Origin of the sequence: Duganella sp. Root336D2, from assembly GCF_001425005.1 — a bacterium.
Lineage (GTDB): Bacteria > Pseudomonadota > Gammaproteobacteria > Burkholderiales > Burkholderiaceae_D > Rugamonas.
Genome location: NZ_LMDB01000039.1, coordinates 74281 through 100876 on the forward strand (window position 1 = coordinate 74281; position 26596 = coordinate 100876).

At 61.7% G+C, this 26596-nt stretch carries 24 protein-coding genes; 6 read left to right on the top strand and 18 right to left on the bottom strand.

Annotated features, from left to right (window positions below):
- Window positions 1–11 precede the first annotated feature (11 nt).
- The 6 genes from ASD07_RS28390 to ASD07_RS28415 all read right to left on the bottom strand — a co-directional run bounded on the left by ASD07_RS28390 (window position 12) and on the right by ASD07_RS28415 (window position 8865).
- A complete protein-coding gene (locus tag ASD07_RS28390; RefSeq protein ID WP_055938770.1) occupies window positions 12–3884 on the bottom strand; it encodes a WGR and DUF4132 domain-containing protein in 3873 nt (1290 codons plus the stop codon).
- Between the two features lie 77 nt (window positions 3885–3961).
- Window positions 3962–4747: a hypothetical protein gene (locus ASD07_RS28395; RefSeq protein ID WP_156398217.1), complete on the bottom strand. Its 786-nt coding sequence runs from the start codon at window positions 4745–4747 to the stop codon at window positions 3962–3964.
- Between the two features lie 27 nt (window positions 4748–4774).
- Window positions 4775–6037 (bottom strand): type II toxin-antitoxin system HipA family toxin, encoded by a 1263-nt coding sequence (locus ASD07_RS28400; protein ID WP_055939561.1) that lies wholly within the window; start codon window positions 6035–6037, stop codon window positions 4775–4777.
- Window positions 6038–6039: 2 nt separating this feature from the next.
- Window positions 6040–6810: a helix-turn-helix domain-containing protein gene (locus ASD07_RS30540; RefSeq protein ID WP_082507619.1), complete on the bottom strand. Its 771-nt coding sequence runs from the start codon at window positions 6808–6810 to the stop codon at window positions 6040–6042.
- 222 nt (window positions 6811–7032) lie between these two features.
- Window positions 7033–7536: a single-stranded DNA-binding protein gene (ssb, locus tag ASD07_RS28410; RefSeq protein WP_055938776.1), complete on the bottom strand. Its 504-nt coding sequence runs from the start codon at window positions 7534–7536 to the stop codon at window positions 7033–7035.
- Window positions 7537–7641: 105 nt separating this feature from the next.
- Window positions 7642–8865 (bottom strand): arabinose transporter, encoded by a 1224-nt coding sequence (locus ASD07_RS28415; protein ID WP_055938778.1) that lies wholly within the window; start codon window positions 8863–8865, stop codon window positions 7642–7644.
- A 112-nt stretch (window positions 8866–8977) separates the two neighbouring features.
- On the opposite strand from ASD07_RS28415, the gene ASD07_RS28420 reads away from it, so the two are divergent.
- The 3 genes from ASD07_RS28420 (at window position 8978) to ASD07_RS28430 (ending at window position 13019) form a co-directional block, all read left to right on the top strand.
- On the top strand, window positions 8978–9616 hold the full coding sequence (locus tag ASD07_RS28420) for a TetR/AcrR family transcriptional regulator (protein WP_055938781.1): 639 nt from the start codon (window positions 8978–8980) through the stop codon (window positions 9614–9616).
- An 83-nt stretch (window positions 9617–9699) separates the two neighbouring features.
- Window positions 9700–12552, top strand: coding sequence for an excinuclease ABC subunit UvrA (uvrA, locus tag ASD07_RS28425; RefSeq protein ID WP_055938783.1), 2853 nt, complete (start codon window positions 9700–9702; stop codon window positions 12550–12552).
- Window positions 12552–13019, top strand: a complete 468-nt coding sequence (locus ASD07_RS28430; RefSeq protein ID WP_055938786.1) for a YbaK/EbsC family protein — start codon at window positions 12552–12554, stop codon at window positions 13017–13019. The genes uvrA and ASD07_RS28430 overlap by 1 nt, the downstream gene beginning before the upstream one ends.
- 10 nt (window positions 13020–13029) lie before the next feature.
- Here ASD07_RS28430 and ASD07_RS28435 read toward each other — a convergent pair whose 3' ends face one another.
- The 3 genes from ASD07_RS28435 to ASD07_RS28445 all read right to left on the bottom strand — a co-directional run bounded on the left by ASD07_RS28435 (window position 13030) and on the right by ASD07_RS28445 (window position 15251).
- The gene (locus ASD07_RS28435) at window positions 13030–13770 is read right to left on the bottom strand and encodes a hypothetical protein (protein WP_055938789.1); all 741 of its coding nucleotides are present in this window, start codon (window positions 13768–13770) and stop codon (window positions 13030–13032) included.
- A 56-nt stretch (window positions 13771–13826) separates the two neighbouring features.
- Window positions 13827–14432, bottom strand: coding sequence for a 2-hydroxychromene-2-carboxylate isomerase (locus ASD07_RS28440; protein WP_055938792.1), 606 nt, complete (start codon window positions 14430–14432; stop codon window positions 13827–13829).
- Window positions 14433–14633: 201 nt separating this feature from the next.
- Window positions 14634–15251, bottom strand: coding sequence for a TetR/AcrR family transcriptional regulator (locus ASD07_RS28445; RefSeq protein WP_055938795.1), 618 nt, complete (start codon window positions 15249–15251; stop codon window positions 14634–14636).
- Window positions 15252–15388: 137 nt separating this feature from the next.
- Between ASD07_RS28445 and ASD07_RS28450 the strand changes: the two genes are divergently transcribed.
- Both ASD07_RS28450 and ASD07_RS28455 read left to right on the top strand, forming a co-directional pair.
- On the top strand, window positions 15389–15586 hold the full coding sequence (locus ASD07_RS28450) for a kelch repeat-containing protein (protein WP_055938797.1): 198 nt from the start codon (window positions 15389–15391) through the stop codon (window positions 15584–15586).
- A 180-nt stretch (window positions 15587–15766) separates the two neighbouring features.
- Entirely contained in the window at window positions 15767–18307 is a 2541-nt protein-coding gene (locus tag ASD07_RS28455) for a kelch repeat-containing protein (protein ID WP_156398218.1), read from the top strand.
- Here the strand turns inward: ASD07_RS28455 and ASD07_RS28460 are convergent.
- On the bottom strand, window positions 18301–18789 hold the full coding sequence (locus ASD07_RS28460) for a GNAT family N-acetyltransferase (RefSeq protein ID WP_055938803.1): 489 nt from the start codon (window positions 18787–18789) through the stop codon (window positions 18301–18303). The two genes, ASD07_RS28455 and ASD07_RS28460, sit on opposite strands and share 7 nt — an antisense overlap.
- 20 nt (window positions 18790–18809) lie before the next feature.
- A complete protein-coding gene (locus tag ASD07_RS28465) occupies window positions 18810–19256 on the bottom strand; it encodes a GNAT family N-acetyltransferase (RefSeq protein WP_055938806.1) in 447 nt (148 codons plus the stop codon).
- 309 nt (window positions 19257–19565) lie between these two features.
- Between ASD07_RS28465 and ASD07_RS28470 the strand changes: the two genes are divergently transcribed.
- Complete coding sequence (locus ASD07_RS28470; protein WP_156398219.1) at window positions 19566–20330, top strand: DUF6624 domain-containing protein; 765 nt, start codon at window positions 19566–19568, stop codon at window positions 20328–20330.
- On the opposite strand, the gene ASD07_RS28475 is transcribed toward ASD07_RS28470, so the two are convergent.
- The 7 genes from ASD07_RS28475 to ASD07_RS30545 form a co-directional block, all read right to left on the bottom strand.
- Window positions 20331–22136 carry a hypothetical protein gene (locus tag ASD07_RS28475; RefSeq protein ID WP_055938812.1) on the bottom strand — a complete coding sequence of 602 codons (1806 nt, stop codon included), beginning with the start codon at window positions 22134–22136 and terminating at the stop codon, window positions 20331–20333. It abuts the gene before it with no gap.
- Window positions 22133–23206 carry an AAA family ATPase gene (locus ASD07_RS28480; RefSeq protein ID WP_055938815.1) on the bottom strand — a complete coding sequence of 358 codons (1074 nt, stop codon included), beginning with the start codon at window positions 23204–23206 and terminating at the stop codon, window positions 22133–22135. Before ASD07_RS28480 ends, ASD07_RS28475 begins: the two co-directional genes overlap by 4 nt.
- Before the next feature lie 4 nt (window positions 23207–23210).
- Window positions 23211–23357 (bottom strand): hypothetical protein, encoded by a 147-nt coding sequence (locus ASD07_RS31515; RefSeq protein WP_200953873.1) that lies wholly within the window; start codon window positions 23355–23357, stop codon window positions 23211–23213.
- A gap of 3 nt (window positions 23358–23360) precedes the next feature.
- Window positions 23361–24569, bottom strand: coding sequence for an RtcB family protein (locus ASD07_RS28485; protein ID WP_055938819.1), 1209 nt, complete (start codon window positions 24567–24569; stop codon window positions 23361–23363).
- A 268-nt stretch (window positions 24570–24837) separates the two neighbouring features.
- Window positions 24838–25419: a hypothetical protein gene (locus ASD07_RS28490; RefSeq protein WP_162246608.1), complete on the bottom strand. Its 582-nt coding sequence runs from the start codon at window positions 25417–25419 to the stop codon at window positions 24838–24840.
- Entirely contained in the window at window positions 25370–25993 is a 624-nt protein-coding gene (locus ASD07_RS28495; protein WP_156398221.1) for a peptidoglycan-binding domain-containing protein, read from the bottom strand. Before ASD07_RS28495 ends, ASD07_RS28490 begins: the two co-directional genes overlap by 50 nt.
- Entirely contained in the window at window positions 25941–26588 is a 648-nt protein-coding gene (locus tag ASD07_RS30545; protein ID WP_082507620.1) for a PAAR domain-containing protein, read from the bottom strand. The genes ASD07_RS28495 and ASD07_RS30545 overlap by 53 nt, the downstream gene beginning before the upstream one ends.
- Window positions 26589–26596 lie beyond the last annotated feature (8 nt).

A 26596-nucleotide genomic window follows, 5' to 3' on the forward strand; every position in this document is an offset into this window, starting at 1 on the left:
CCACACCGTTGCTAGCGCAAGGATTCCATATCCCGGATCAATTCGCTGGCCGCAATCGGGTCGAGAATGGCCAGGCTTTCCGCGGACCGGATCTCACCCCAGGCGGCGGGGGAACCCACCGTGATCACTTGCAGCGTCTGTTCCGGATACTCATCGACCATGCCCACGATGATGCCCGGATCAAGCGTCAGCTCGATCACCCTGGTGCCGGAGAGCGGCTTCTGGAAGTACCAGATACCGCCGCCGTCCTGCGCCTGGCCGCGGCGCCAGCCCTTGTTGACCAGGCCCAGCACCCGGCCGGTGGGAACCACAGCGCCTTTCCAGCGTTCCAGCTTGATGTCTGCTCGCTCTTCGGCAGCCAGGGTGTAGGTATCGCGGCCCAGTTGGGAAAACGGCTGCAGCAGCTCGTAATCCGCGAACAACTGGCCAAACTGCCCGGCGGCTTCCTGCGGCAGCTCGAGCGCATGCGGCAGGCCGACGCGGATATTCGCGCCTTCCGGAATCGGGAACACGTCGTCCTCGGCGGTGGTGTAGCTGCCATCCTCCGCCACACGGAAGCAGCCGAGCAGATTGCCGCCCGCGTTACCGCCCTCTTCCACTTCGTAGACGCCCCATGCCAGGCGCTGCACCAGGTGGCGCACCAGCGGATGCTCCACCAGGAACTGGCGGAAGTGTTCCGGCAGCCAGCGGCGGCGGCTGCACATGGCCCACTCCAGGCGCACCACCTGTTGGCTGGCGACGGTGCGGGCATCTTTTTTCAGTAGCTTGAAGCGGTCCGCTGCGGCCGGCGCCAGGGTTTCGTCGTCGGTCTTCTTCGGCTTGGGCAGGTCGGGCAAGCGCTTGCCTTCGCTGTCGCGCACATACGGCTTCAGCGCTTCATCGAAGCCGACGCGGAACTGGCGCGGGCCGAAGTCCAGCAGCACGCTGCCGTTGTCGTCCAGGCCCAGGTCCGGCGCCAGGCGGTCTTCCAGTTCCTCGGTGGTCAATTCGCGCGCCTCGGCGATCTTGTCGATCTTTTCGCGCGCCTTGTCCTGCAAGCCCTTGAACTTCACTTTCTGTGCGATGCCGTTCAACAGCATCAGTGCCACATCGGTGCCGATATCGGCCAGCACATCGAGCGCAGTGACCGCGCGCGCATGCGCCGACTCGCCTGGCCAGGTGCGGATATAAGGGGTGAGCTTGCGGGCAGTGTCGTCGGTCCCCAGGAAGCCAAGCGCCGTCATGGCCCAGCCTTCCCTGGAATTGCCGCCGATGTTCAGCCAGGCGACGAAACAGTCCCACGCGAAGCCTTCCAGCGACTCGGCAGTGCACGCTCCCTTCAACTGCGCGATGCCGGGATACAGGCCGTCCAGCGTCGGCAGCATCAGCATGGTGCCGATGTGGTCCAGCGCTTCATCGGGCAAGGCCTTGCCGGCACTGGCGCCACCGCTCTCGTTCAGCACGGGACGACGCCAACCTTGCGGCGCCCAGAAGTCCGGCAGCTTGGGCAGCTTGGCCGGCAGGCGTTCGAGCGGATCATCCTCGAGCAGCGCTCGCACCGCCGCGGCAATCACCGGGTCCCCGTAGCGCGCGGCGACGTCATGGATCAAGGCTTCGTGGCCGCTGGCGGCCATGAAGCGCAATGCCGTCAGCGCAGATTCGCGATCCTCACCCGCCTTGCCGACTGCCGGCGCGATCAGCCCGCAGGCCGCGTGCTCGGGGAAGCGCAGCAGCCATTGGCGTGCGTCCGCCTGTACTTTCTTGAGCTTGGCCAGGGCGCGCGCCATCGGCAATGCCAGGCCAACCGACCCAATGCATTTGGCGTACGACCCGACGTCGCTCGGGCGGCGCCCCATCATTGCCTCAAGTCCTGGAACGGCCCGCAGGCCCAACCTCGACAACAGGAAGGCAACTCCGTCTGTCCCCATCGCGGCACTCAAGCCGACCCAGGCATCGATGACCATCGAGTCCGGCAACAACGGCAGGTAATGCGAGTAGATCTCTCGCCACGGCGTGTCAGCTTTGTACAGACGCCAGGCTGCAATCAGGCCATTGGCGTCTGCATTGCCGATGGCTGCGCAGGCCTGGTCGTGCGCCACCTTATCCGACTCCGAGCCTTGCAAACGGAATCCAAGCGAACTAACCAGCTTGGAGACGTCTTTACGCGCTTCGGCGAATTCATCTTCCATCCACTCAATAGCGCTTCCCCATAGTTCGCGAGGGATACCGTCCCAACGCTCGACAGGGTCCAGCGGCAGCGGCTGTACCGCAATCGCTGCGGCGCCCTTCTTGCGCTGGCGCAGCCACGGCGGGCTGGCCAGCACGGCCGGCAAGTCCGCTGCCGCAGCGACCTCCAGCGGCTCACTGGCTTTTTCATACAAGCGTTGCAGCAGTTCCTGTGCAGCCGGGCTGACCCACGGCAGGAGTTGGGAAATGTATTCGGGACGCGCAATCACCAGTTTCATCATCGCCGAGCGCATCACATCCATATCCTTGCCGCGCAGCTCGCCCATTTCCGCCAGGGCTGCAATGCCGGCCAGCGGCCATTGCTGCAATGCGGTCAGCAGGCGGGCTATCGCCGTCTTGTAAGTGAGGCTGTGCCATCCCTTGCCGGCATTGGTTTTGAGCGCGACGTCAGCGAGCAAGCCAATTGCTTCCGGCGTGCCGATCTGGGTCAGGGCTTCATTCGCAGTGTCGTTAAACTTGATCAGATCGAGGATCGGGCAGGCATCCACACCGCGCTCCTGCAGGACGGTGGCGGCCATCATCGGCCCGCTGGTCCAGCGGCTGTAAGGTCCAAAGGTCTTGTTCAGCAAACCTGGTAGTTCAGGATCGGTGCCGCTCAGCAGAAGCACCGGCCAGGTCACAGGAAGCGCCCCATTGACCCGATCGCGCACCAGGGCGATGGACAACTCGGGCCGCTCCGGCAGTTGCGCGGCCAGGCAGGCCTTGCGCACGCGCGGGACGCTCGGGATCGCGGCCTCGATCTTGTCCGCACAGGCTTGCCAGACTGCCTCCGGCGCCGACGACAATTGGCGGCGCAAGGCAAATTCGGCTGGCGATACAGGCTCGCTATCGCCAAGCTCGCGGGTGACCATGCGCGAAAGGCCTACCTTCAAGGTTCGCCCCACCCACTCGGCCTCTACCTGGAAATGCTGCAGTTCGATGAAAGCGTCGACGCAATGCTCCAGGCCTTTGTGCCGGGCAAGGGCATCGACCATCAGCTCGGAGATTGGCTTTTCCGACCAGTCCTCATGGCTGCGCGAACGATTGCAGCACAGTGCCAGCAAGATCGCGTCCGACAGCAGCGAACCGTCCATGCTGCGCGCCTTCAGGCGCTCCAGCGCTTCCGCAAACGCATCGCGCAGGTCGGCATCGGTGGCATCGAAATCCGGCGCCGGGACGTTGGCCGCGCGGTTCAATACGGCCTGCACGTCGACCTCGGGCACCGCTTTCGGGAAGCGGCGCGAAGGCAAGGCGGCCGCTGTCATCTTGCGGGAAATCGCCAGTGGCACGCCCTGCAGCAGCCACGGTGGCGTGGTCGAAGGATCAGCCGCTTCGACCGGCTCTCGCGCTGGCACAGGTGCTCGTGCTGGTGCTGGTGCTGGCGCATCGGCAACAGCAGCTGGCTTTTCCGCTTTGGGTTTGGATTCCGTTGCCGGCTTGGGCGCGGACTTGCCGATTGATGCGGTGGGCGCCACCCCTGCTTCGACATAGCCCTTGCCGGTCTTTTCGGCAATGAGCTTGGCCATCGCCGCCGTACATTTGGCATCGTCTGCGAAGGACTTGGTCTGGCTCTGGCCCTGGGTGCCGATTTTGCCCCAGCGTACGTTCAGATCAGAGCCTTCCTGCTCAACTTCCCAGAATTTGTTCGAGCTGTTGTCAGCGAATTCAAAGCGGCGCATCGTAGTTCATTACCCAAGAGAAATGTTATATTTTCGACTATAACACGTGGGTTTTGGCACGGCCAGCCTGTTCGCCGCTACGAGTTCCGTGGACTCAGGTTGCCGGCGATCGAATGCCACTGCTGCCGGTGTTCCATGTACCTTGCGAGGCCTTGTGCGAAGAAGGTCTTTTCCTCGATATCCATTTCCCCGGGCAGGTCGTCGCGCAAGGGATCCTGGTAATCGTCCGGCCACTGCGACGCTTCCAGCACTGCATAGACTGACTTCTCGTCGAGCCATCGCATCGCGTGGGCCTGCTCGTTGGCGTCGGCCAATGAAGCCAGTGCCGCCACGCGGTCCAGCCCCAACTCGTAATAGCGAGGATCGACACCGTAAAAGAACTCGGCAGGCTTATGCTCAAGAATGTCGCGGAATTCCGAGCGGTAGTCCAGCAAACGCAGCTCCAGCGCACGCTTATGCGCATCAACCGTTACCGCATCCGCCAGGACCTTGCCATGCTTCAGGATCCTTGCCGCACGTATCCAGGTCGCGCGGTGGTTATTGCCATCACGCAGAAGGCCAAGGGCCTGGCTGTAAGCCTGGATGCTGGCCTCAAGATTGAACAGGGAGCGGCGCTCGGCCACCTCCTCGTCGTCCTTCGTCGCCTGGATCGCCATGTCCTTTTTCTGCAGGTAGAGCGTGAGCAGGATGCCGGCAAAACCCAGGCTGGAGAACAAGGCGTTCAAGGCGCCGAAGGTATCGCCGATCTGCCCGCGCTCACCTAAGCCAAGCTTGCTGAAGCCATCGGCTGGAATCACCCACAGCGCGAAGCCGGCATAAACCACGATAACTATTAGGAAGAGGGGTATTGCTATCTTTCTCATCAAGGCTATTCCTGTGCAGTATCCAATTCACTCGGCCAACAGAAATGCTGAAGCCATGAAATTCTGTTCGCGCTCAGATATTTTTAGCGCCGTGGCCACTTTTCGCCACTGTCTGACAACATTCACACAATGCTTCATGATCGCGAACGCGTCATCATCAGCTACACGAAAGTAATGTGCTACCGAGAGCACGAGGTCGATGTCGAGTGCATTGTCACTCTCGCTAATGTTCAGTTTAAGGCCTGCCGATCCCGGTACGGGATTCATGTCATACGCAGCGGATAGGCGCCAGCCTTGCCCGGGCTTCAGGATGAATCCATGATTGCGCAAGTGGTCATCCGTATTTGAAACCAGTACATTGAACAGAATCCTCGTCCAAAGCTCCTGCAGATCGGCATTCGTCTGCGCCCCATGATCGATTAATACCCGGGCCAGCTCCAAATAGCTGACGTCAGCATCGTCGCCATCGCTGTGGCCCGTGAGCGTCATTGCTGATGCAAAGTGCAGGCGACGCCCTTGGGCGGTGCGGTCAAAACGCCGAACCAGAAAGGTATGGCGGGAACTTGCGAACTGCCTGGCAAGGCTTGCCGGAACATTCAGTCCGCACTGCCGTGCCAAAGTCTGTACCACCAACTCCCAGGCGCCAACATTTCCCTCATCGCGTAAGCTCGGAAACTTTGCAATCCATAGACGTCCGTCCGGATCAATCACACTTGCTTTTGGTCGAGCGCCGCCAAGCGATCCTCCTGGCGCAATCAACATTCTCAACCACTCACTTCCTGCTGGCTCAGTATTATCGTGATCGCGTTCCAGGGCTGCCACTGCAGCCTCCAGCTCACGCAGCTGTACAAACGGCGGCGCGGCCACGTGCGATCTGTTATCGAGAAAATCGCCATCATTTCCAATGCGGAATCGAAGACCTCCTACCCGAAATTCATCGTGAACGCCAAGAAGATAGTCGGACTCGACGAGCCGCCGCTTTGGGTCTTCGATGCCTGCACGCTGATCACGCTCCAAGCGGCGTTTCATCAACAGCCGCCCCCATCTGTCTGGACTCGCGTCAGCAAATATGCCGAAGGTCTGTCCATGAGCGGGATGCTGCCGCCCGTCATGGAAGCCCAGCCGCGGATCCAAAGAAACGCTCGCTATGTGCTGATTCGATAATGCATCCGAATCAAACTCGAACTCAAAGACTTCGTTACCTCCCCCAGCGTGGGCATGCAACGTGCCCAACAGGCTCGGGTTGGGGAGAGGTTCCCAATCTGCGTAAACGGAGATGCTTTTGGTCACGGTCAATCGGCTTTCTTGCCAACTGGAGGAGAGGAGCTGATCAGGTCCGCTAACGATTCAGCGCTGGAAAAGCCGCCGCGTTCGATCCAGTTGCCGGCTGAAGCCGGACTCGAGGTTCCTGGGAAGGACTTATCAGCATCCTGCCTTGTCCTATTGGCGTTTTCCAGCGAAGCCGATTCCATGATCTGCTTCACTCGATTACCGGGTGATTCGCTCAGCACTCTCTTGATCTGCTCGATGGGAAGCGTGGCAGACAATTTCTTTAACTGTTCGCTCGGTAACAGCTCCACGACTTCCTTCAATCTTGCGCTGGGCAACTGCTCATATACTTTGCGCAGTTGGCTAAGAGGCAGGCCATCCAGCTGTTCCCGTAGAGCTTCATTAGGCAGGGATGCAATGCGATTAGTGATCCGACTGCTCGCTGCGCCAGCGGCGGCATGCAGTCCCTCTTTGTCGCTATCCAGCTGTTCTCGCCTGCGTGACTTTTTATGCAAGGGAATGTCCTGAAGCTCACGCCCTACGGCATCTGCCTTGGCAAGCAAGCCAAGATCGCCTTCAAGTCCCAACACCTGCATTACTGCAAGGTACGCCCCAATTGTCACACCAGAGCCCCCGTGCTCAACAGCGCGAAGCGTCATGGGCGCCATGCCTGCACGTTCAGCAACCTGCTTTGCTGTCAGCTTACGGCGTAAGCGGGCTAGGCGCAGCCTCGCGCCGAATTCGCGCAGCAGCGCATCGGACGCAGGGAGCAATGATGAGATAGTTTTGGCCATGATGCCATTATTCTAGCTTAAATCTCGGCTTATGCTCAAAATAATGGCATTACGTTGCCTTTAGCAGCGATTTAGCTAGTATTCCGTACGAAGAACAGAAGAAAAGCTAAAATAATGGCACATTAGGGCGAATAGCCTTTACTCCCGACCTCCCGAAATTGAAAAAGCCCCGCAACTTCAATGAGTTGCGGGGCTTTTTTACAACTAGCTCAGGGGCATGCGTCAGAACGGGATGTCGTCATCCATGTCCGAGAAGTTCGGCGCTGGGCGCGGTGCCGGGCGTGGTGCCGGAGCAGGTGCAGCTTGTGGACGTGGAGCCTGGCGTGGAGCTGGTGCATCGTAGCCCATGTCATCGCCACCGCCCATGCCGCCACCCATGCCGCCGGCATCGCCACGGCCGCCCAGCATCTGCATGTTTTCAGCGATGATGTCGGTTGCGTACTTTTCGACGCCGTCTTTATCCGTGTATTTGCGGGTCTGCAGGCGGCCTTCCACGTAGACGGAAGAACCTTTTTTCAGGTACTGGCCGACGATTTCAGCCAGGCGGCCGAAGAAGGAAATACGGTGCCACTCGGTCAGCTCTTTCTGTTCGCCGGTGTTGCGGTCTTTCGAACGATACGAAGTAGCTACGGCGATGTTGGCAATCGCGTCACCGCTAGGCATGTAGCGGATTTCCGGATCGCGACCCAGATTGCCGACGATGATCACTTTGTTGACAGATGCCATTTATGAAACTCCTGAAGTGGAACGGGGGCTGTTTCCGACGGCCCCAAAACCACGGAGTTTACCCTAAATTAATATTCGCTCAAATATAGCGGGACCTGACGCAGCTCAATTTGTTGTCGGGTTAGCCCGCGGCGGCTTCAGCAGACGGAGGGCGATCACCAGGGCGCAGGAAACCGCGCCGCAACCGGCCAGGTACACCGTGTTGACGCCATGCTGGCCAGCCAATGCACCAGCCAGCGGGCCAGTCAGCCCCAGCGAAATATCGAGGAAGGCGACATAGGCACCCATCGCCGCGCCGCGACTTTGCGGCGGGGTACGCTTGACTGCTTCCACGCCGAAACCAGGGAAGGCCAGCGAGTAGCCGAAGCCGGTCAGCGCGGCGCCGACGTACACCAGCATTGGCGCCGAGGCCTGCCAGATGCACAGCTGCCCGATCGCCTCTATCAGTACGCACACCAGGGCCACGCGCGCGCCGCCGATCTTGTCCGGCAGGTGGCCGAACAGCAGGCGTGCGCCGATGAAGGCGGCACCGAAGGCGGTGAACGCCAGCGACGGGCTGCCCCATTCCCTGGCGGTGAACAGCAGCGAGATAAAGGCGGTAATCACGCCGAAGCCGACGCTGGAGAACGCCAGCCCCATGCCCGGCCACCAGACCGCGCCCAGCACCTTGTAGAACGGGATGCGGCGCGCACTGGCAGGCGGCAGGCCCTCGATACCAGCCAGTACCACCAGCGCCAGTACCGGCGCCAGCATGCCGGCATACGCGATGCCCTGGAAGCCAGCCTGCTGGTACAGCGCCATCCCGGCCGGCGCACCGGCGGCATAGGCGCCATACATCGCAATGCCGACCCAGGCCATGACCTTGCCGGCGTTCTGCGGGCCGGCCAGGCCCACGCCCCAGCTCAAGGCGCCGGTCACGATCAGGCTTTCGGCTGCACCGAGAAGGATGCGGCCGGCGATCAGCACTGCGACCGATGCCTCGGGCTGCGCAACCATCGGGAGGGAGGCGAGGTAGACCAGCGCGGAGGCGACGGCCAGCACGAAGCCGGTCATCACGGCGCGTTTGGAACCGCGCGTGTCGCACAATCCACCGGCCCAGGCACGCGTCAGCAGCGCCGCAACGAACTGGGCGCCGGCGACGACGCCGACCATCAAGGTGCTCAGGCCAAGGCGGTCATGCACGTGCAACGGCAGCGCCGGCAACGCGATGCCGATGGCCAGGAAGCTGGCGAACACCGCCAGCACGATAGGGAAAATCCTTGGGACGACATTGACGGCCGGCGGGACGGCTGCCGCAGCGGGAGAAGCAAAATCTTTAGGTGGGCTCATACAGAATCTTTCATGGTTGACAATGAATTCCGGGAATGCGAGCATTTGCTCACATACAGCCAAAATTTTAGAATCAACAACATCCCGCGAAAACTCGCATTCAAAAGCGCCCATGGTCGAGATCCCGCAACCCCGAAAAGCCCCGCGCCAGGCGCGCTCCCGAGCCACCGTCGAAGTGATCCTGGAGGCGACGGCTCGCATTTTTTCCGAGCACGGCTACGCCGGAACCAACACCAATTTGATCGCGGAGAAGGCAGGCATCAGCATCGGCTCGCTCTACCAGTACTTCAAAAACAAGGACACATTGATCGCGGCGCTGCACCAGCGCCACGCGGAACAGGTGCAGCAAACGGTGGAAGAAGTGCTGGCGCGGCCCTTCGATCCGACGCTGGCCGGGCATATCGGCGCCCTGGTGCAGGCGCTGCTGGCGGCCCACCTGCTGGAGCCGGAACTGCACAAGATGCTGGAGCTGCAATTCCCCTATTTCGATGCGCCGCAGTCGGAAAACGAAGCCGACCAGGGCATCTTCAAGCGCGTGCGCGCGTTGCTGGAAGATTGGCGAAGCGACATCGCGCCGCCCAACCTGGACCTGGCCACCTGGGTTGTCCTGCAAATCATGGAATCGATGGTGCACGCGGCCGTGATCGACGCGCCAGGCTTCGAAATGGCCGACATCGAGGCCTCGATCACCAGCGCCGTCATGGGTTACCTGACGTACCGCACAAATACTGGTAATATGTACAGTATTTGACGCTGGGCTTGGTGTATCGAGGGCGCGGCGCAAGAATTCATTCGACGCTATAGTATCGGGCTGACCCCGAAAGGTACCCACGCATGGAAGAGATCCGCATCCGCGGTGCGCGCACGCACAACCTGAAAAACATCAACCTCGACCTGCCACGCAACAAGCTGATCGTGATCACCGGCTTGTCCGGCTCCGGCAAGTCGTCGCTGGCGTTCGACACCCTGTACGCAGAAGGCCAGCGCCGCTATGTCGAATCGCTGTCGGCCTACGCGCGCCAGTTCCTGCAGCTGATGGAAAAGCCGGACGTGGACATGATCGAGGGCCTGTCGCCGGCGATTTCCATCGAACAGAAGGCCACCTCGCACAACCCGCGTTCGACTGTCGGCACCGTGACCGAGATCCACGACTACCTGCGCTTGCTGTACGCGCGCGTCGGCACCCCTTACTGCATCAACCACCCGGACCACGCGCTGGCCGCGCAGTCGGTATCGCAGATGGTGGACGCCGTGCTGGCCATGCCCGAAGGTACCAAACTGATGATCATGGCGCCGGTTGTGGCCAACCGCAAAGGCGAACACGCCGACCTGTTCGAGGCCATGCAGGCCCAGGGCTTCGTGCGCTTCCGCGTGCAGAGCGGCACCCACGACGCCAAGATCTATGAAGTGGACGAGCTGCCGAAGCTGAAGAAAACCGAGAAGCACACCATCGACGTGGTAATCGACCGCGTAAAGGTGAATGCCGAAATCAAGCAGCGCCTGGCTGAGTCCTTCGAAACCGCGCTGCGCCTGGCCGACGGCCGCGCCGTCGCCTACGAAATGGACACCGGCGCCGAGCACGTCTACTCGAACAAGTTCGCCTGCACCACCTGCGGCTACTCGCTGCAGGAACTGGAGCCGCGCCTGTTCTCCTTCAATAACCCGATGGGCGCCTGCCCTGAGTGCGATGGCCTGGGCCATATCGAATTCTTCGACCCGCGCCGCATCGTCGCCTTCCCCAACCTGTCGCTGGCTTCCGGCGCTGTGAAGGGCTGGGATCGCCGCAACCAGTTCTACTACTCGATGCTGGCAGCGCTGGCCGCGTACTACGATTTCGAACTCGACACGCCGTTCGAACAGCTGCCGGCGAAAGCGCAGGACGTGGTGCTGCACGGCTCCGGCAAGACCGCCATCCCGTTCACCTACATGAATGAGCGCGGCAAGGCCGTGGTCAAGGAACACACCTTCGAAGGCATCGTCAACAACCTGCAGCGCCGTTATCGCGAAACCGATTCGATGGCGGTGAAGGAAGAGCTGGCGAAGTTCATCAACGAGAAGAAGTGCCCGAGCTGCGAAGGCGCGCGCCTGCGCGTGGAAGCACGCCACGTGAAGATCGGCACCGGCAAGCAGGAACGCGCGATCTACCAGATCGCCGAGAAGCCGCTGCGCGATACCTTGTCATTCTTCGAGCAGCTGAAACTGAAGGGCGCGAAAAAAGACATCGCCGACCGCGTGATCAAGGAAATCGTCTCGCGCCTGACCTTCCTGAACAATGTGGGCCTGGATTACCTGTCGCTGGACCGCAGCGCCGACACCCTGTCGGGCGGCGAAGCCCAGCGTATCCGCCTTGCGTCGCAGATCGGCTCCGGCCTGACGGGCGTGATGTACGTGCTGGATGAGCCGTCCATCGGCCTGCACCAGCGCGATAACGACCGCCTGATCGACACCCTGAAGCACCTGCGCGATATCGGCAACTCGGTGCTGGTGGTGGAGCATGATGAAGACGCCATCCGCACCGCCGACTACGTGGTCGATATGGGCAAGGGCGCCGGCGTGCATGGGGGCGACGTGATCGCTTCCGGCTCGCTGAAGGACATCCTGAAGTCGAAGGAATCGCTGACCGCGCAATACCTGAGCGGCAAGCTGAAAATTGAAGTGCCGAAAAAGCGCCACAAGGCCGACCCGCAGCGCCAGCTGACCATCACCGGCGCCACCGGCAACAACCTGAAAAAAGTTTCGCTCAGCCTGCCGGTCGGCCTGATGACTTGCGTGACCGGTGTTTCCGGTTCCGGCAAGTCGACCCTGGTCAACGACACCCTGTACCCGGCCCTGTCGCGCCACCTGTTCGGCTCCCAGACCGAACCGGCACCGCACGAATCGATCAGCGGCCTGGAACACTTCGACAAAGTGATCTCGGTCGACCAGGCGCCGATCGGCCGCACCCCGCGCTCGAACCCGGCCACCTACACCGGCCTGTTCACGCCGATCCGCGACCTGTTTGCCACCGTGCCTGTCGCGAAAGAGCGCGGCTACTCGGCTGGCCGTTTCTCCTTCAACGTCAAGGGCGGCCGCTGCGAAGCCTGCCAGGGCGATGGCGTGATCAAGGTCGAAATGCACTTCCTGCCGGACGTCTACGTACCTTGCGACGTCTGCCACGGCAAGCGCTATAACCGCGAGACGCTGGAAGTCCACTACAAGGGCAAGAGCATCACCGAAGTGCTGGACATGACGGTGGAAGACGCGCACGAATTCTTCAAGGCCGTGCCGGTCATCGCGCGCAAACTGCAAACCCTGCTCGACGTGGGCCTGGGCTACATCAAGCTGGGCCAGAGCGCCACCACGCTGTCCGGCGGCGAGGCGCAGCGCGTCAAGCTGTCGCTGGAACTGTCCAAGCGCGACACGGGCCGCACGCTGTATATCCTGGACGAGCCGACCACCGGCCTGCACTTCCACGATATCGACTTGCTGATGAAGGTGATCCACCGCCTGCGCGACCACGGCAACACCCTGGTCATCATCGAGCACAACCTCGACGTGATCAAGACTGCCGACTGGATCGTCGACCTCGGTCCTGAAGGCGGCGCCGGCGGCGGCCAGATCATCGCCAGCGGCACGCCGGAAGAAGTGGCGGCCAACCCGGCCAGCGTGACCGGCAAGTACCTCGGCCCCCTGCTGAAGAAGAAGTAATGAGCCTGCATTCCGTCAAACACTTCCTGGCGCAACACGCGCCGGACCTGGAAGTCATCGAACTGGCGGAAAGCACCGCGACCGTGGCACTCGCCGCGGCCGCGCACGGCGTCGAGCCGGGGCAGATAGCCAAGACGCTGTCGCTGCGCATGAAGGAAGGCATTGTGCTGGTCGTCACGCGCGGCGATGCACGGCTGGACAACAAGAAGTTCAAGGCCCACTTCGGCGCCACCGCACGCATGCTGGGCGCGGATGAAGTGGAAGCGCTGACTGGCCACCCGGTTGGCGGCGTCTGTCCCTTCGGCCTGCCCGGGCCGATTCCCGTCTATTGCGATGTTTCGCTACGCGAGTACACGGAAGTGATCCCGGCGGGCGGCGCGATCAATGCCGCCGTGCGCATCTGCCCTGAACGCATGGCGACGCTGACTGGCGCGCAATGGATTGATGTCGCGCTGGCGCCAGCCTAGCTGCTGCATCCTACTCCTGCGGCAGCGGATACTGCTTGCCGTCGTAACGCAGCAGCTGGGTAGCAGGCTTCGTCTCCTTCTGGTTTGATTTGCGCGTGACGAGAAGATCCGCAAAGCCCTTGGTTCGCGTTGCAGCGATGCCGATGGTGTAGTCGAAACGCTCGATGTCAGGTTCAGGCGCGGGTTCGCCATCTTTTCCTGGTTCCCACTGCATTTCGCCCATATAGCTCCAGCGGGAAACCGGCATTTCGGAAAGCACCGGCCGGATCGCGGAGCCTTCGCGCACATACAAGGTGCGCATTGGGCCGTAGCCGCCTTCCGCATAACGCGGCGAATACGTGTTGATATCGACGCCGAATGCGCGCAGGCCTGGCTGCAGTTGATAGCGCGCTGTATCGATCCTGATGCCGTCGACGTACCGCATGATGGCGTCTTCTTCGACGACACTCCAATTGCTGGCAACAACCCTGCCCTGCGCCCTGTCAAGCAGGGCGACAAGCAGCCGCTTGCCGTCTTGCTTCCCGCCTTCGTAGACGAAGACGCCAATGACGTACGGCTCCTTTCCGGGCCACGATTTGCAGGCGCTGGCAATGGCTGACTGTTCGTCTTCGCTGGCTTTGCGTTTTCCAGTCTCCTTCAGGAAAACGGCAGCCAGTTCAAGTTCCGGCTCGCTGCAGGCCTGGGATTCGGCCAGGGCCGGCAGCGCAATCATGGCCAGTACAGCCGTGCTCACGGCGCGCTTCAGGTTCATGTCTATCCTCTACAAGAAAGTGCCTGTAAGGATAGACAATGCGCTCCCGGCTGTCACTAGGCCGCGCGGCGCGCTGCTGCCAACCAGCGTTCCAGCTGCGGGAAGCGATCATAGCCCCAGAACGGCTCGCCGTCCGCCAGCACGAAAGGTACGCCGAACACACCCTTGGCCAGTGCATCCTCGTTGCCCTGCTTGAATTGCGCCTTGATCACAGGGTCTTCCAGGCCCGCGAGGAAGGCCGAGCCGTCGATGCCCTGGCTCTCCGCGATCCCCAGCAGGACCGCCTTGTCCGCAATATCCACGCCATCGGCGTAATAGGCCTGGAAGCAGGTACGCGCAAACGACACCGCCGCATCGTCACCATGGTTGGCGCGCACCCACAACATGGCGCGCCCCGGTGCGATCAGCATCTGCGGGAAGGCGCCGGAGGGATTGAAGGGAATGGCCTCCTCCTGCGCCGTGCGCTGCATATCGCGCGTGACGTATTTCCATTTGACCGGCACCACCGGCGACGGCAGCACCCCGGTTACTTGGGTCAGCGCCGGCAGCAGCACCGGATGCCACCTCACGGTAGCGCCATTGGCGGCCGCCAGCCATTCGATGCGGCGCGCGGCAAAGTAGGAATAGCCCGAAGCGAAATCAAAGTAGAAGTCGAGGACCATGGCCGCTCCCTAATAGTTTTCGCCGAAATCGCTATTGTTCTTCGGCAGCCCGCGCAGGATGCCCCACAGGCTGCTATGGCTCATGAAGTAGATGCCAACCGGCACCAGCAAAAGTAGGAATCGCATTTCTCTCTCCAATTTCGCACACCCGTGCGAAGCTTGCTTAAAAAAAGGCCGCAGGCGAACCCGCGGCAACCCAAATCACAAGTCGTTGAAACTCTTGTACGTCGAAATCAGGCGGTTATACGCACGCTGCGCATGGCGCGGCGACTGCTCGTCACGCAGGAAGCGGGCATCGTGCAGCAGGCCCACTACCAGGCTGTAAATCTCGAACACCAGTTGCTCGGGTTCGGTGTCCGGCCTTAGCTGGCCGGCTTCCATCGCCTGCAGGATGGTCTTGCGCAGCGAAGCGCGCCATGCCAGCGCACCTTGCGCCAAGCGGTCGCGTACCGCACTGCCTTCGTAATCGTCAAACTCGAAAGCGCCCGCCGTGTACAGGCAGGACGTGCGCAGTGCCTCGTCTGCAGCACGCTGGAACCAGGCAGCTACCTGGGCCTGCAGCCGGGGCAAGCCGCGCGGCAGCGACAGCGTCGGCATGAATACCTCGGCGGCAAAGCGGCGGTCGTATTCGTCCAGCACCGCGCACTGCAACTGCTCCAGCGAACCAACGCGCGAAAACACCCCGCTCTTGCTGATGCCGGTGCGCTTGGCGATCTCGCCCAGCGACAGCTTGCCGATGCCTTCCGCCGCTGCCATTTCCATGGCGGCGTCGAGGATGGTGGCGAAGGTCGCCTCGCTTTTTGCGGTCAGGGTGTCCATGTGGCGAACTTTAGCACAGCTGTGCGAAATTACAAGCGATTTATGGTTGGCATTTTGAGTTGATTATTCTGCAAACACGATTACAGTTGCGGACTGGACATCATCGACTGGAGAAATCATGCATCAACCCCGGCGCCATGACTACTCCGCGTATGTTCCATCAGGCCAGCACACTGGCCGATGGCCGCATCCTGGTCACTGGCGGAGCAGGCAGCCTGTCCGCAGCGCCGCTTGCAAGTACTGAAATCTATGACCCGTCCACCGGCATCTTCATGCCGATGGCGCCGATGCTGGTCGCTAAACGCGAACACGCCGGACTGGTGCTTACGTGCTGACATTCAGCCAGTAAAAATCGGGCCTTCAGACGGCGGGAACCCCGCCGTCTGCCTCCGCGCCTGCGCCCTTGGCGCGGGCGCGCGAAATATCAAAACTGAATATTTCGTTATTCTTTTTAATTGACTATTTCACAAATACATATAGAGTTGTGCCTCAGAAATATTCTGAGGAGAAAAGTTTTGTACCCCACACCCTTGCGTCACCTCGCAGCCGCCGCTTTGCTGGCCTGCGCTACCCTGTCCGCCCAAGCCCAGATTTCGACCGGCACCATGACCGTGCCGCGCAAGCTGCATCAGACCAGCCCCCTGCAGGATGGACGCATCCTGGTGACTGGCGGCACGCCTTTGCCTGGCAGTACCGTCTACGCCAGCACGGAGATTTTTGATCCCGTTACCGGACAATTTACGCCCGCCGCGCCTATGCTGACTGCGCGCCAGGAGCATGGCGCCGTCACCATGCAAGATGGCCGCATCCTGGTGGCCGGCGGTGTGTCACTCAACAACGCCATGACCAACTCGGCGGAAATCTTCGACCCCGTCACGGGAAGCTGGAGCGCCACCGGCAATATGAACACACAGCGCTATCGCACCATTGCACGCTTGCTGCCGGACGGTCGCGTGATGGTGATGGGCAAGGATAGCTACTCGACTGGCAGCTTTGCCGACATTTTTGATCCAGCAACCGGCACCTTCACCAAGACTGGCAATTACGTCGACAATTCCGGCTGGCACGGCCTGATCGTACTGGCCGACGGCCGCGTAATGAAAGTCGGCGGCCAGGCCAGCACGGCCACCGGTCCCTATTATCCGTACAGCACGCGAGCGGAAATCTGGGATCCGGCCACCAACCAGTGGACTGCTACCGGCCCGATGGCGGTTGGGCGCTCGGGAATACAGCCGATACTGCTGGCAGACGGCAAAGTCCTGGTGGCGGGCGGCCGCAACGCCATGACCCTCAACAGCACGGAAATCTATGATCCCGCCACCGCGACATTCAGCGCTGGCCCGAATATGCCAACAGGATTTGAGCCCCAGGCGGCGGCCATGCTGCCAAACGGCGATGCGCTCTACCTTGCGGGCTTCCAGCGCCAGCTGATGCATTACCGGGCGGCTGATGCGCGCTGGAGCCTGACCGGCGCGCAACGCACCAACGCGGTCGATTCGGCCTTGTCGCGCTTGCCGGATGGGAATGTCTTGATTTCTGGCGGGTCTACCCTGAACGATGCAACGAACTACGCCGCAGTCTGGGACCAGGCCTGTGCCGGCCAGGTCGCGGGCATAGTAGGCAGCACGCAAACCGTCGGCAGCGACGGCGGCGCAGTGAATTTCACCGTGACGGCCTCGCCAGGATGCCGCTTTGAAGCGGCCAACCTGCCGGCCTGGCTGACCCTCGCCGGCAGCAACCCGCTACAAACGCCGGCCAGCGGCCCTGCTACCGTTACCTTCACGGCGGCCGCCAACCAAACTGGCGCTGCGCGCAACGGATCCTTCCTGTTGGCCAACGAAACCGTGACCGTGATGCAGGCAGCTTCCGCAAACTGCACTTCCACGCCGACCGTATCGCCGGCAATCAGCACGCTGACGCGCAGCGGCGGCACCGGCTATCTGAACGTAACAGCCAGTGCCGGCTGCCCTTGGACAGTCTCGGCCATGCCAAGCTTTGTCACCGTGAAAGGAGCAAGCAGCGGCACCGGCAACGGCTATATCACTTACTCGGCTGCTGCCAACCCCGACACGGCGGCACGCAGCGGCTCCGGGCAGATCACCTCGCTGGGCCAAGCGACCGTATTCTCCTTCACGCAGGATGGCGTTCCCTGTCCGACCGCACCGACGGTCACCTTGAACTCTTCCAACTTCCCTGCTGCGGGCGGCACGGTGAGCGGCAGCGTCAACGCACCGGCCACCTGCAACTGGAACATCAGCTTGCCAAGCTGGGCCGCAGTAACGGCTAGCAATAGCGGCAATGCCAGCGGCAGCGGCAACAGCCCGATTGCCATCACTGCAGCAGCCAACACGGGCGCTGCCCGCAACATTTCCGCCGCCGTATCGGGTCCGGGCGCCTCCTCCAGCTTCACCCTGAGCCAGGAAGGTTCTCCTTGCCTGAACTGGACCATCAGCCCGACCAGTCTTGCCATTCCGGCGGCCGGCACCAGCAGCAGCTTCACGGTGACGGCACCCGGCAGCTGCACCTGGAACTTGAGTGGATTGCCGTCCTGGCTGACCCTCACCAGCCCCGGCACCAGCAGCGGCAGTGGCAACGCCACCCTCGGCTTCACCGTGGCGGCCAACACGGGTGCGGCGCGCAGTGCCACCGCAACCATGTCCGGCTCCGGCCCGGCGCTGTCGGTCAACCTGAGCCAGGCATCGACCCAGGTAACGTCCTGCAGCACGCCAATCACCAGTGGTAGTCCGGTCAGCGGCTTGCTCAAGTCGAACGGTTGCCCGGCGGGTGCGCGCGGCAGCAGCTATTACGTCGACCGCTATACCTTCTCTGGTACGGCCGGCAAGGTCGTGACGATCGCCATGTCGTCATCGAGCTTCGACACATACCTGTACCTGCGCGACCAGGCCGGCAATGTGGTCAAATCGGATGATGACGGCGGCGGCGGCACCAACTCGCGCATCAGCTTCAGCTTGCCATCCACCGGCACCTACACCATCGAAGCTACCAGCTACGGCAGCAATGCGACCGGTGCCTACAACCTGACCTTCACTCAGTAAGGATCAGGACTCCAGACGGCGTACATCTCGCCGTCTTCCTCTACGCCTGCCTCAATGAAACTGCAGGCGGCGTAGAGGTCCTTCGCCACGGCATTATCGGGACGGTAGCTGGTCCAGATGCGCTGCACATCCCCATGCTTCTGGATTTCCGCCAGCGCCAGGTCGACCGCGCGGCGGCCATGCCCCCTGCCCTGGTAGCGGCGGTCCACCATCAGGTGGAAGATCGCGTAATCGCCCGGTTCTTCTTCGGCGCCGGGAGCGGCGTACATCAGGAAGCCGACCACGCCGTCCTTGTCGGCGATGGCGCGGCAATGGTAGTTCGGGTGGAAGCTGGCTTCTGCAATCGCGTACATGGTGTCCGACGCATGGTCCTGCTGGTGATCATGCAGTTCCAGTTCAGCGATGTTGGCGAAATTCTCCTTGGTGACCACGTGCAGGTTGGTGGTGATCCATTTCCTCAGGAAGCGTTGATATGGTCTCATTAATGACTCCTTCTTCTTCGTTACAGCTCTAGTACTGCATTCATTTCGCCATCCTCGTCGACGTCGGTTTCGACGAAGCCCATGCTGGCGTAAAGCTCTTTAGCCCTGTTGTTGTCCGGCTGGTAGCTGATCCAGATCTTGCGCACGCCGCCGCGCGCACGGATCTCGGCCAGCGCCATATGCAGCGCCTCGCGGCCATAGCCCTTGCCCTGGTGCAGGATGTCCACCATCAGGCGCCATACGCCGAACTCGCCGGGGTGGCCCTCCAGTTGCAGGTCGACATACATCAGGAAGCCAACCGGCTCGCCGCCGGCGTAGATGCCGCGCGGCTGCATCTCCGGATAGAAGCTGGCTTGTGCGATCGAATAGGCGTTGCTGGCGATGTAGTCGCGCTGGTAGTCCAGCAGCCGCAAGTCGGTGATGTCGTCGAAGTTCTGTCGCGTGACAGCTTTGAGTTGGATCTCCATGATTCCTTTCCTCCATGCGCCGGGACCAAAAAAACAAAAACCCCGGCAAGTATCCTTACCGGGGTTTTTGTCGTGGGACGTCCGGCTCGGGGGTGGCGATTTGCCAGCAGCCCCGAGCGCACGCGCATCAGGGCTATCTGGTGTGCTTAATGCAGGTGATAGCGAAATTGCGCATGACTGTCCTTTCTTAATCTGGGTTATGAAACTAACGAGCGCTGATTCTGCGCTCTGCGCGAATGTAGTGTCAAGAAAAACTTTGTATAAATATCCACCCGATGCACTTGTTCAGGACAGCGTCGCATTTAGCGCGTGACCATCCGTGCTCCACTGATCGCGCAGGTTTGCTACCGTCAATCCATGATGAGCGTCTACAAGCTTGCGCTACCGCTGCTGCTGGCCTTCCATGGGCTCGCCGCTGCGGCCGAGCCCAGCCGTATCAGCGTGCAGACGCTGGCAGCGGGCAAGGAAGTTGCGCGCATCATGCTGCCGATCGGGCAGCAGCACAATGTGCAGGTGGAGGCAAACCAGGTCGAGCAGGATAGCCGCGGCACCACCCATGCGCGCGGCAATGTACGCGTGATCATCCGCACGGGCGGCGCCGCCACCACCATCGCCGGCGAAGAGATCATCATCAAGCGCAAGGTGCTCGATACCCGCGAACTGGCCGCCATCCGTGCACTGGAAGGCATGGGCGCCCCCGGCAAGCGCGATGCGGCGCGCGACCGCAAGGAGTTGGCGCGGCTGAAGACCATCGTGGCCTCGCACGGTTGGCCCGGCACGCGCTTCGCCGGACCCGAACTTTCGCAGAACGCCTTTGCGGTCCTGATGCGCATGCCTGAGAAGGAACTGGAGGCCCTGCTTCCAGCCCTGCGTGAAGCGCAAGCCGAGAACGACGTGCCTGGCACGCAACTGGCGCAGGCCGAGGACCGGCTGCGCATCGCCAAGGGACTGCCGCAACGTTATGGCACCCAGCTCGCCGGCGGCAAGCCCGTTGTGATCGAAGACGCCAACGAGCTCAATATCCGGCGCAAGATGATGGGGCTGCCGCCGATGCCTGTCTCCTCCGGCCAATAGCTATTCCGTAATGTAGAAGACCTCTCCGCGCGGGCTAAATGGCAAGCGGCGCGCATCGGCCAGCAGGTAAGCGTGATCCATGCTGGTCTCGAGCTTGTCTTCGCACCAGCCGTCCGTCACCACCAGGACGGGCCCATGCGCCGGCATCTCGCCTTTCCGCGCCAGGTCGCGCAAGTGGTCGAAGCCTGGCTGCAGCACGGTCCCGCCGCGCCCGCGCAGCGTAAAGCGGTCCAGCAGGTTTTCCGGCTCGACCCAGCCGCAGTCGTAGGCCATGGCATCGCAGCACACCAGCCGCACGGCAATCACGTCGCGCGCCATCGCATAGCTGGCAATGGCGCCAAGCGCCTTGCCCAGCATCGCCGGCTCCATCGAGCCGGACGTGTCGAGCAGCACGCCAAAGACGCGGCTCTTGCGTTCCTCTTCCGGCGGCTTGCACAGCATTGGGCGGGGAATGTCCGGCGTAGCCCCTTGCCGGCGCGACGGCCGCACATAGCTGCGCCGCATTTCCAGCGGCGGGAAGCGCTCATCGAACCAGTGCGCCAGCCGCGCATCCCAGGGAATGGGCGGCTGTGCCAGGCTGCGGATTTCTTCCAGCAGGCCGGCCGGCACGGTGCCGCGGCGGCCATCGTGTTCCCAGCGGTCCATGCCTTGCGCCAGCGCGCGGCGGCAATACTCCTCGGCGTCGGTGAACGGCGCACCGCTATCCTCGCCCAGCAAGTCGGGCTGGCCGGTACCGCGCAGCGTGGCGAGCTTGCGGGCACGGCGAATATCGCGCGCCAGGCCGTCGTAGATTTCGTCGGCGGATTGTCCGGCCAGATCAGCGTCATACAGCATGCCGATGGCAGGCGGCGAACCGACCTGCATCTCGAGCAGCCAGCTGTTGATGGCGAAATCGCAGGCGACATTCCACAGCACCGGATCGCGTCCGCGCCGGCGTGAAGCATGATTGAGCCCGGCGTGCAGCAATTCGTGGGCGAGCACGAACAGCGTTTCATCATCGTTCAGGCCTGCCGCCGGATTGATCCAGATGCGGCGGGCACCGACGTCGATGGCTGCGACACGAATGTCGTATTGCTGGCAGATGCGGATATCGTTCTCCAGGTCGAAGCTGGCGGCCAGTGCGCCCAGCAAGGGATAGCGGTCCATCATGCGCCGGCGCGCACGGTGTTCGCGGCTGTGCGGCTGGGCCGCCTGGCTCGCAGGCGCACCGCCGGCGATGGCAAGCGCCCTGCCAACGCCGCGCGCGATGCCATCCGCCAGCAATTCTTGCCAGGGCACAGGCGTCTGGCGTCGCCATGCGACCGGCTTTTCGTCGAGCGCCGCGAACAGCGATGCGCCGCCCGCGATATCGGCGTGCCAGGCCAGCAGCGGCGCGGGACAGCCCTCGGTGCAAAAGCGCTGCAGCAAGGTTTCCACGCTAGCGTCCACGCATTCCGGCAAACGCCACTCCTCCGGCAATTCACCGAGCTTGAGTTCAGCACAGAAGCGCGATGCAGACACCAACGCCGCCACTTCCCACAGGTCTGCCGGTTCACGGCGCCGCACCAGTCCAAGCCCAAGGCAGGAAAGCATGATGCCGACCACGCGCGCCCATTCCTCCGGCTGCGCGCGGCGTTTCGGGTGCAGCCATACCGTACCGCCGGGCGAGAGTGCCAGCCATCCCTTGGCGGGAGCTATTTGATGCGTCGGATCTGGGCGAAATTGAACCTGCTTGGCGATTGCGCCCAGGACCGGATGCGCCTGCACCAAGGCAATGCCGGCCTGGCGCGCAGCCGCCGCTGGATCGGGCTTCTTGTCCTTGCTCATGCCGTTTCCTTCTGGCCGCGGCCGGCCAGCCGCGGCAGGTCGCGTGCTACTTCGACCAGGAACCAGGCCGGCAGGCGGCGTCCTTGCGCATCTTCACCGAGCAGCGATTGCGCGATTTCGACGCTGATGCGCGCCAGGTCGCGCAGCATATCCTTGGCGCGGATCGACAAGGCATGGTGCGCGCTGCGTACCGCTGATTCTTCCTCCGGCAATTCCTTCAGCAAGTGGGCGCGGAAAGACTGCGCGAGGAAGTACAGCACGTCGCGGTCCGCCGGAGAATCCGGCCAATGCTGGTCGCCCTTGATGATGGCATGCAGGCCGTGCTTGTGGCGCAACTGCTTAATGAAACCTTTGAAGTTGCCGGCATGGTTGGGCGAGAGCAAGCCGTAAGCCAATGCATCGAGCATTTCTTCGCCAGCATCCTCACCGAACGAATGCAGCGCATCGGACAGCATATGCCAGCTGCGCGGCGTTGAAAACGGCTCCTCATGCTTCGGCGGTTCGCTCCACAAGTGATCGGGGCGCAGCTGGATGTATTCCAGCACCCATGGGTGGATGCCGCCCTCGCCCTTGGCCCATTCGAGCCACTGGCGATGGTCGGAGCGCAGGTGGATATGCGCCATGCGGTTCACCAGCGCGGACGGCATCGGCTTGACGATGGCGGCGTCCTTGGCGCGGTTGCCCGCGCCAATCACGATAGTCCCTTTCGGCAAGTTGTACTCGCCGATGCGCTGGTCCAGGATCAGCGAATAGAACGCCTTCTGGATTTCGTGCGACGACGCATTCAACTCGTCCAGGAACAGCACGAACGGCTCATCGCGCACGATGTTCGCCGGCGGGAAGAAGCGCGAGCACTTGCCGTCGATCTGCGGGATGCCCAGCAGGTCTTCCGGCGCGAGCTGGCTGCCGAGCAAAGAGACGCACTCCATGCCCACGGCTTCCGCAAAGCGGCGCACCAGGGCGCTCTTGCCGATGCCCGGCGGCCCCCACATGAATACCGGGCGTGTAATTGCAACGTGCAGCAGAAAGTCGATCGCCTGCTGCTGGTTCAACATGATTGCTGATTGCATGCGCTTACTCCTCCCGTTCCAGCTGGCGGCGCAGTTGCTGTTTCAACGCGCGGCGCGATTGTTCGATGCGCTGGTGGCCGCCGGCCTTGCGCTGGCGCGCCAGCACGGCCAGCGGGTTGCGCGGCTTAGGTAGTTTGATGGTTACCTTCATTGCTTATCCTTTCACGCACACGACTTGCTTCAGCGTGTGCACGATTTCGACCAGGTCGGATTGGTGTGCCATGACCTGGTCAATGTCTTTGTAGGCGGCGGGGATTTCATCCACCACGCCACCGTCCTTGCGGCATTCGATGCCCTGCGTCTGTTCGGCCAGGTCGAAACGATTGAATTTGCGTTTCGCCTCGCTGCGGCTCATGCGCCGTCCGGCCCCGTGCGAGCAGGAGCAGAACGATTCCTCGTTGCCCTTGCCGCGCACGATGTAGCTGCGGGCACCCATGCTGCCGGGGATGATTCCCAGCTCGCCTTCGCGCGCCGAGATGGCGCCCTTGCGGGTGACGTACAGCTTGTGGCCGAAGTGCGATTCCTGCGCCACGTAGTTGTGGTGGCAGTTGATCGCTTCGCCATCGAGTTTGAACGGCGGGACGTGCGGCTCCAGTGCCGCCACCACGCGGCGCATCATTTCGCGCCGGTTCAACATGGCATAGTCCTGCGCCCAATCCACCGCTTCCACATAGTCGTCGAACAGTTCCGAACCCTCGCTGAAGTAGGACAGGTCGCGGTCCGGCAAGTTCACCTTGTGCCGCATCATCTCCTTGCGTGCAGCGGAAATGAAGTAACGGCCGATGACATTGCCGATGCCGCGCGAGCCCGAATGCAGCATGATCCAGACGCGCTGCTCTTCATCGATACACAACTCGATGAAGTGGTTGCCGCCGCCCAGGGTGCCAATCTGGCAGATCCAGGTCTGCGCAAACTTGTGCTGCATCTTCATGATGCCCTTGTGGCGCGCCACGATGCGGTCCAGGCGGTCGTTCAGCGGACGCCCAACGCGGGCGTGGGCGGAGCCGCGCACCTTGTCGAAGGCGTGCTGTTCGAAGCCGACCGGCACCAGCGTTTCGATGGCGCTGCGCACGCGCGCCAGGTTGTCCGGCAACTGGCTCGCAGTCAGCGTGGTACGCACGGCGTTCATGCCGCAGCCGATGTCGACGCCGACAGCGGCAGGGATGATGGCGCCGCGCGTCGGGATTACGCTGCCGACGGTTGCACCGATCCCGGCGTGGACGTCGGGCATGGCTGCCACGTGCGGATGCACGATCGGCAGGTTCGAAATATTCAGCAGTTGCTGGATGGCCGAATGATCAATGTCATCCGTATAGATGTGCACAGGCACCAGGCCTTTGTGCAGGCTTTGCTTGATTGGCATAACGTCTTTCGTTATGCCGGGGCTGTAGAAACAAAAACCCCGGCGAGTTTCCTGGCCGGGGTTCGTGTTGGAAGAACGACCGGCTCGGGTGGCTTGATTGCCTGCCCCGAGCGCGCGCGCTGCGGGGCTATCGAAGTTGCAGATTGTTGATAGCCGTACGTGGCATGGTCGTCCTTTCGAAAATTCGGGTTAATAAAAAATCAGTGGACGCGATTCTGCTCCCGCACTGAACGGGATGTCAAGCAGAATTTTTATCGCTGGGAGATATTCAATTTTCCTGGCCGAGCTGAACCGGGTCGCCGAACATCTGGTTCCATTCTTCGATACTGGACGGCACGAATTTATCGTCCTGCTTTTTCAGCAATGCTTTTTCTTTCCCGATGATTGCGAACGGCGGATAGCCGTCGCGCCGGACCAGCTCTCCCCGGACACCGCGCGCACTCAGTTTTCCGGAAAAGCTCAGGAACACTTTCGCATCGCGTTTTTCGGGAGGGATGTTCTTGCCGGCATGGCTCCCTGCCGAATACTTCGCCTTGAATGAAATTGTTTTCGCCTTTTCATTCAAAGACACATCGTACAGCTTCGCGCTTACCGGTTCCGGTGAACCTGTCGCAACGGCGATCCTGCCGAAAACGACCTTACCCTGCCTGAACAAGTCCAAGTAATAGCCGGATAGCGCATGTGGGTCCTCACTGTCGTCCCATACCTGGTTCGAATAATGTCCAATCAGCGATGGCGCTGTTGCTTCTGCATACGCCGGCGCAAAAGTCCCGAGCAGCAGTGCCCCCGCAGCCAGGGCATTAATGGCCAGTTGTCGACCAGTGCGGCTTATCCGAGTTACCGCCGACAAATTTCTTAACGCCATATGTTGCCCCAATCTCTTTAAGTTGCGTATTCATGCCCGTGCGAGGAGCCGTGTTCACTTCGACAGTCGTACCATCCTTGTTGGCCACTGTGATGTTGCCGGTCCAGGTGATCGACATGTCGATTGCCTCGCCCGTCCCGTGCAGCGTGTTCAGGGCCGGCGGTGTGTTGACGCCCAGCCCCTGGATGCCGAAGCCATTCACCATCGCAGTTGCGCCGGCGACCGACTGCTCCGGCGTGGGATGGACCCAGTTAATGTGAACGCCTTCCATTGCAGGCACAGTCGCTGCATCAACGCCGTTCCTGGCGATCTTGTGCGCCCAATGCATCATGTATGCACGCTCTTTCGGCCGGAAGGTATTGGCGATGCGCACCTCCGCGCCAGCTGCTTCCAAGGCAGCAATGAAGCCGTCAACGGCAGCCTGGAAATCCGCGCTCAGATGGTCCGTCGTGTTCTGGGCCGGAAAGCGTGGTACCCAGACTGCTCCGCTCAGCTCATCGACAACATTAACAACTGCAGGTGTCTGATCCGTTTGCGGCGTGAGTGTGGCTGTGGTCATAGTATGGAATCTCTATCTTTGCGTTTTGGGCATAATCGGAAATTACCTTTTCCGTGTGCCCGTTCTTGTCGGTTTTCCCGATGAACTCCCGGCCATCGTCCAGCACGATCCGGTAGCGGACATTGGCCAGGCTGGCCTGGTTGGCGTCCTTGGCATGGAAGAACAAGTCGAACTTCTGCTCGGCCTCGGCCGCGTCCTCGCTGGCAGCCAGCGATTGTGCAACGCCACTGCCCGCAAGAGCCTTGCTCGCAGCGGGTGCTGTGACCGGCGGTGGAGCTGCTGCAGCCTTGGGACTTGCGCCGGCAGCAGCGGCGGAACTTTTCCCCTGGCCGTATTCAACGGTATCGGTGAACTGGCTTGGAATCAGGGTGGCACCGCAGGAAGTCTTCATCCCGGCAAGTGCCACGCCCTTGCCGTAGAAGGTGGTGGTCATCGCCCCTTCGACGATAGGGTAATCCCCTTTGCACTTCGGGCAATGCACCTTGTGTCCGATATAGGCGATGGGTTTGCCGTGGCAGATGTCCTGCATCGAACCTTCGAGCACCGTGCCGTTATGGCTTGTGGTATCGCCCAGACGGATTATTTCTCCTGCCATATGATCTC

What these genes read in the sequence shown, in the direction of transcription:
- ASD07_RS28480 (WP_055938815.1), bottom strand. Translation starts at nt 23,206, where the DNA reads ATGCAATCAGCAATCATGTTGAACCAGCAGCAGGCGATCGACTTTCTG.
- ASD07_RS28395 (WP_156398217.1), bottom strand. Translation starts at nt 4,747, where the DNA reads ATGAGAAAGATAGCAATACCCCTCTTCCTAATAGTTATCGTGGTTTAT.
- ASD07_RS28435 (WP_055938789.1), bottom strand. Translation starts at nt 13,770, where the DNA reads ATGAACCTGAAGCGCGCCGTGAGCACGGCTGTACTGGCCATGATTGCG.
- ASD07_RS28440 (WP_055938792.1), bottom strand. Translation starts at nt 14,432, where the DNA reads ATGGTCCTCGACTTCTACTTTGATTTCGCTTCGGGCTATTCCTACTTT.
- ASD07_RS30540 (WP_082507619.1), bottom strand. Translation starts at nt 6,810, where the DNA reads ATGGCCAAAACTATCTCATCATTGCTCCCTGCGTCCGATGCGCTGCTG.
- ssb (WP_055938776.1), bottom strand. Translation starts at nt 7,536, where the DNA reads ATGGCATCTGTCAACAAAGTGATCATCGTCGGCAATCTGGGTCGCGAT.
- ASD07_RS28445 (WP_055938795.1), bottom strand. Translation starts at nt 15,251, where the DNA reads ATGGACACCCTGACCGCAAAAAGCGAGGCGACCTTCGCCACCATCCTC.
- uvrA (WP_055938783.1), top strand. Translation starts at nt 9,700, where the DNA reads ATGGAAGAGATCCGCATCCGCGGTGCGCGCACGCACAACCTGAAAAAC.
- ASD07_RS28460 (WP_055938803.1), bottom strand. Translation starts at nt 18,789, where the DNA reads ATGAGACCATATCAACGCTTCCTGAGGAAATGGATCACCACCAACCTG.
- ASD07_RS28485 (WP_055938819.1), bottom strand. Translation starts at nt 24,569, where the DNA reads ATGCCAATCAAGCAAAGCCTGCACAAAGGCCTGGTGCCTGTGCACATC.
- ASD07_RS28495 (WP_156398221.1), bottom strand. Translation starts at nt 25,993, where the DNA reads ATGACCACAGCCACACTCACGCCGCAAACGGATCAGACACCTGCAGTT.
- ASD07_RS28390 (WP_055938770.1), bottom strand. Translation starts at nt 3,884, where the DNA reads ATGCGCCGCTTTGAATTCGCTGACAACAGCTCGAACAAATTCTGGGAA.
- ASD07_RS31515 (WP_200953873.1), bottom strand. Translation starts at nt 23,357, where the DNA reads ATGAAGGTAACCATCAAACTACCTAAGCCGCGCAACCCGCTGGCCGTG.
- ASD07_RS30545 (WP_082507620.1), bottom strand. Translation starts at nt 26,588, where the DNA reads ATGGCAGGAGAAATAATCCGTCTGGGCGATACCACAAGCCATAACGGC.
- ASD07_RS28475 (WP_055938812.1), bottom strand. Translation starts at nt 22,136, where the DNA reads ATGAGCAAGGACAAGAAGCCCGATCCAGCGGCGGCTGCGCGCCAGGCC.
- ASD07_RS28450 (WP_055938797.1), top strand. Translation starts at nt 15,389, where the DNA reads ATGACTACTCCGCGTATGTTCCATCAGGCCAGCACACTGGCCGATGGC.
- ASD07_RS28420 (WP_055938781.1), top strand. Translation starts at nt 8,978, where the DNA reads ATGGTCGAGATCCCGCAACCCCGAAAAGCCCCGCGCCAGGCGCGCTCC.
- ASD07_RS28415 (WP_055938778.1), bottom strand. Translation starts at nt 8,865, where the DNA reads ATGAGCCCACCTAAAGATTTTGCTTCTCCCGCTGCGGCAGCCGTCCCG.
- ASD07_RS28430 (WP_055938786.1), top strand. Translation starts at nt 12,552, where the DNA reads ATGAGCCTGCATTCCGTCAAACACTTCCTGGCGCAACACGCGCCGGAC.
- ASD07_RS28465 (WP_055938806.1), bottom strand. Translation starts at nt 19,256, where the DNA reads ATGGAGATCCAACTCAAAGCTGTCACGCGACAGAACTTCGACGACATC.